Genomic DNA, 3,577 nt, shown 5'->3' with positions numbered 1-3,577 from the left:
GATAATATTGATTAACAAACTATTTAAATATTACATATTAAAATAATTTAATATAAACTATATTTTGAAAATAAAATTAAAATGGTGTAATAATTGAAAATTGATACAGAAGAATGTGGAGTTTGCGAAGACTGCATTGATGTGTGCATAGAAGAAGCAATTAAAAGAAAAGCATATACTGTAATTATTGATTCTGAAAAATGCGATGATTGTGGAGAATGCGTTGATGTTTGCCCAGTTGGAGCTATTTACAAAGAATAGGCACAAAATATGAAAATAAAATTTACTTTAATTGATTACATAATAATCATTCTAATTATAATTGCAATTGCATTTGCATTTATACACATAACAACAGATGATTCCTCAGACATACAAAAAACAGCATTTGATGCATCTACAATAAATAAAATTCCAGATACTTATTCCAACTATTATAAAGACGGATACATTGTAAATGCTACTGTTGATGGATTTAATGCAAGTACAGGTGAGAGAACAACAATAAATGGTACTGTAAATTGGATTGGAAATGATGGTGGAACAGATGTCAAAATATTAATTGAATCTAACAACAAATCATATCTTGCTGGATTGTATAAAAGTGTTCCAGAAGCAGATATTTACATAGATAAAATTTCACTTGAAACAGATCACAGCACATATCCTAATCTAGTGGAGATTAAAACAAATCCAGAGAATATCTCAACAATTAATGATTTAAATAAAAATCTATCAAGTAATAATTTTGAAATATCAACAACTATCTCACTTAATTCAATTAATTTAATGAAAATCCAAGAAATAACAAACAACATCAATTCACATGATAAAAGAGTTGCTATCAAAACACCTAGTTCAGGATTAGGAAATGAGTTAATATTGGAAAAAGCCAATAAACAAACACTTAATGAAGCTAATTCTGTTTTAGGCAATATTCATGGACTTACAGACGAAATTACTATTAGAATATACGACTGTAACGAAAGTCAATTAGACCACATTAAAAAGAATTACGATGTTAAAAATATAAGAATTTTTTAAGTTGTGTAAATAATGAGCATTATTTATTCTAAGTTAACTTCAATGATAAATAAGATTAGTGATGAATTTCATAAATCTTTTTTATTTACCACTATATTTTCCATTTTAAGATTCATTGAAAATCAATGGACCAATAGTTATTTTAAAAAATTATATCCTAATGAAGAATTTTTAAATTTTTTAAATAAAAGTAACATCCTGAAAAATCATTTATTTAATCCATTAATAGTGCTTTTATTATTCTCATTCTTTTTAATTCTATCAATGAATTCCCCATCGACAAGTTTAGTTATTACTCTACTAATAGGATTCATAGCCTTTTTCATAGGATCAACAATATTGCCAAAATATTTCTTAAACAATAATAATATCAAACTTATAGAATTTAATAAAAAAGACATATATTCTATTGGTTTTTGTTTAATATTAGTTAGTATTGTATTTTTTGTAATGTGTATTGCATCTATTGGAGGGATTCCTCTACTAAAACCCTCAATAAGATACCTATTAAAACCTATCCTTACAATGCCTGTGTTTTTAATAATACCTGGAACCTGTTTAGTAGCTAGCACTTATTTGAAAGATTACCAGATGAAAAATATTACTCGTTCACAAGCACGATTTAGATTCCTATTTTTACTTGTCATGAACTGTGCATTATTATTGCTTCTAGGTTATAGGACACCACTACTTGCAGCATTTCTTATTATAATTATAATTGGTTTTTATGGAAATATTATTTCTCTTTGGGAAGTCGTAATTGGTGGAGTAATTAGTGTAGGTGCAATCATTGGAATTGGCTATTTTAGATCACTGGGTGAAATGACAATAACTTCATCCACAAATCCATTTTACACATTACAATCAAGAGCAGATTTTACATTACATGTTTTGAACTTGCTCGATTTTGTTGGAGGTAATTTTGGATTAACACATGGTCAATTACTTGCTAGTTCTATTCCAGGAAGTGATTTAGGACCAAGAATGCTTGTTGGAAAAATCATCGCATGGAGAACAGAAGTTACAGTCACCCCTACATTAATTGGACAGATGGTAATTGACTTTGGTAAAATCGGAGCAGCTATCGAAATGTGCATTTTAGGATTCATTTTAGGTATTGGATTTAAAATAATGCAAAAAAGTAAAAATTATTTTTACATTGCTATTTACTCATTAATTTTAACATACTCAATTTTAGGCATAGAAACAGGAATTTTAGACATACAAGTTTTATTATACTTTGCAATAGCTATTTTCATATATTTAATTAATATCAAAAAATCAAAAAATAACTAATTTTTCTATGAATTAATAATACTAAATTAGACAAATAACACTAATTAGTATTACTTTCATAACCTTTATATAATCTAATTAAATAATTATAGTATATATCAAGGAATAAAACGGAATTATTAACAATTAAATTTAATAAAAGAAACATTTATCCTGATATTCATAAAAATAGTTAAAAAATACATTTTAAAGATATTACTAATTTAAAAGTAAAATCAAAAAAAGTATTACTATTAATGGAGGAATTAAATTTGCATATACCTGATGGATTTATCCCTATCACACAATGCATCATATATTATATAATTTTAATCGTTGCATTATACTTCTCTGTAAAATGGGCTAGGTCAAACCTAGATGAAAAACGCATACCTCTTCTAGCAGTGCTTGCAGCAGGTATCTTCGCAATCATGTCCATGAACATGCCAATACCATTTGGTACAAGTGGCCACATGGTTGGTGGAGCATTAGTAGCTATTGTATTCTTAGCACCTGAAGCTGCTGTTTTAGTATTCACCGTTGTTTTACTCATTCAAGCATTAATCTTCGGAGATGGAGGAATTACTGCTTTAGCAACTAATGTGTTAAACATGGGAGTTATTGGAGGATTTGTAGGATTATACACATTTAAAGGATTATACAAAAAAATAGGAAAATACCCTGCAGCCGGAGTTGCAGCATGGTTAGCTACAGTAATTGCGGCATTAGCAGCAGCTATTGAAATGGGTATTGCAGGAACTTTCCCAATGAATATTGGTATCCCATCAATGCTTTTATATCACTTGTTCATTGGAATAATCGAAGCTGTATTAACAGTGATTGTTCTTGCAGCATTAGACAAATTCAGACCAGATTTACTCTGTTGGAATAAACTTGGAGGAAGTGAGTAAGATGGATAAAAAAGATAGTTATTTAATTATTATCGCAGTTGTCATATGTGTCATAATTGCTTGCCTCTCACCATACATCGCATCAGGCGATCCAGATGGTCTTGAAAAATCTGCAGAAGATGCTAATGTTCCTGAAGATTTCCAAATAGAAGAAATCAATGGAATACCAGATGCATTATTCCCAGATTATGCATTTTCAAGCGCTCCTGATAACCAAGGATTACAAGTTGTTTCATTGATAATTGGGATAATAATAACACTTGGTATCGGATACGGGGTTGCTTTAATAGTAAGGAAAAATTAACTTATTTTTCCTCTTTTTTCTCTTTTTAAAGTAAAATTAATAT

Annotated in this window: 5 protein-coding genes; all 5 read left to right on the top strand. The window is 28.6% G+C overall.

Annotated features, from left to right (window positions below):
• Positions 1-93 precede the first annotated feature (93 nt).
• The 5 genes from ACR0P1_RS07600 (at position 94) to ACR0P1_RS07580 (ending at position 3,534) form a co-directional block, all read left to right on the top strand.
• A complete protein-coding gene (locus ACR0P1_RS07600) occupies positions 94-261 on the top strand; it encodes a 4Fe-4S binding protein (RefSeq protein ID WP_432645803.1) in 168 nt (55 codons plus the stop codon).
• Positions 262-270: 9 nt separating this feature from the next.
• Positions 271-1,044 carry a TrmB family transcriptional regulator sugar-binding domain-containing protein gene (locus ACR0P1_RS07595; protein ID WP_432645802.1) on the top strand — a complete coding sequence of 258 codons (774 nt, stop codon included), beginning with the start codon at positions 271-273 and terminating at the stop codon, positions 1,042-1,044.
• 12 nt (positions 1,045-1,056) lie between these two features.
• The gene (locus ACR0P1_RS07590) at positions 1,057-2,340 is read left to right on the top strand and encodes an oligosaccharide repeat unit polymerase family protein (protein WP_432645801.1); all 1,284 of its coding nucleotides are present in this window, start codon (positions 1,057-1,059) and stop codon (positions 2,338-2,340) included.
• Between the two features lie 251 nt (positions 2,341-2,591).
• Positions 2,592-3,230, top strand: a complete 639-nt coding sequence (gene cbiM / locus ACR0P1_RS07585) for a cobalt transporter CbiM (RefSeq protein ID WP_432645800.1) — start codon at positions 2,592-2,594, stop codon at positions 3,228-3,230.
• A 1-nt stretch (position 3,231) separates the two neighbouring features.
• On the top strand, positions 3,232-3,534 hold the full coding sequence (locus ACR0P1_RS07580) for a PDGLE domain-containing protein (RefSeq protein WP_432645799.1): 303 nt from the start codon (positions 3,232-3,234) through the stop codon (positions 3,532-3,534).
• Positions 3,535-3,577: the final 43 nt, after the last annotated feature.

It is taken from the genome of Methanobrevibacter sp. (assembly GCF_050872065.1).
In the GTDB taxonomy this organism is placed as follows: Archaea; Methanobacteriota; Methanobacteria; order Methanobacteriales; family Methanobacteriaceae; genus Methanocatella.
Note: the sequence above shows the minus strand (reverse complement) of the source record. Positions and strands in the feature narration are given on the sequence as shown.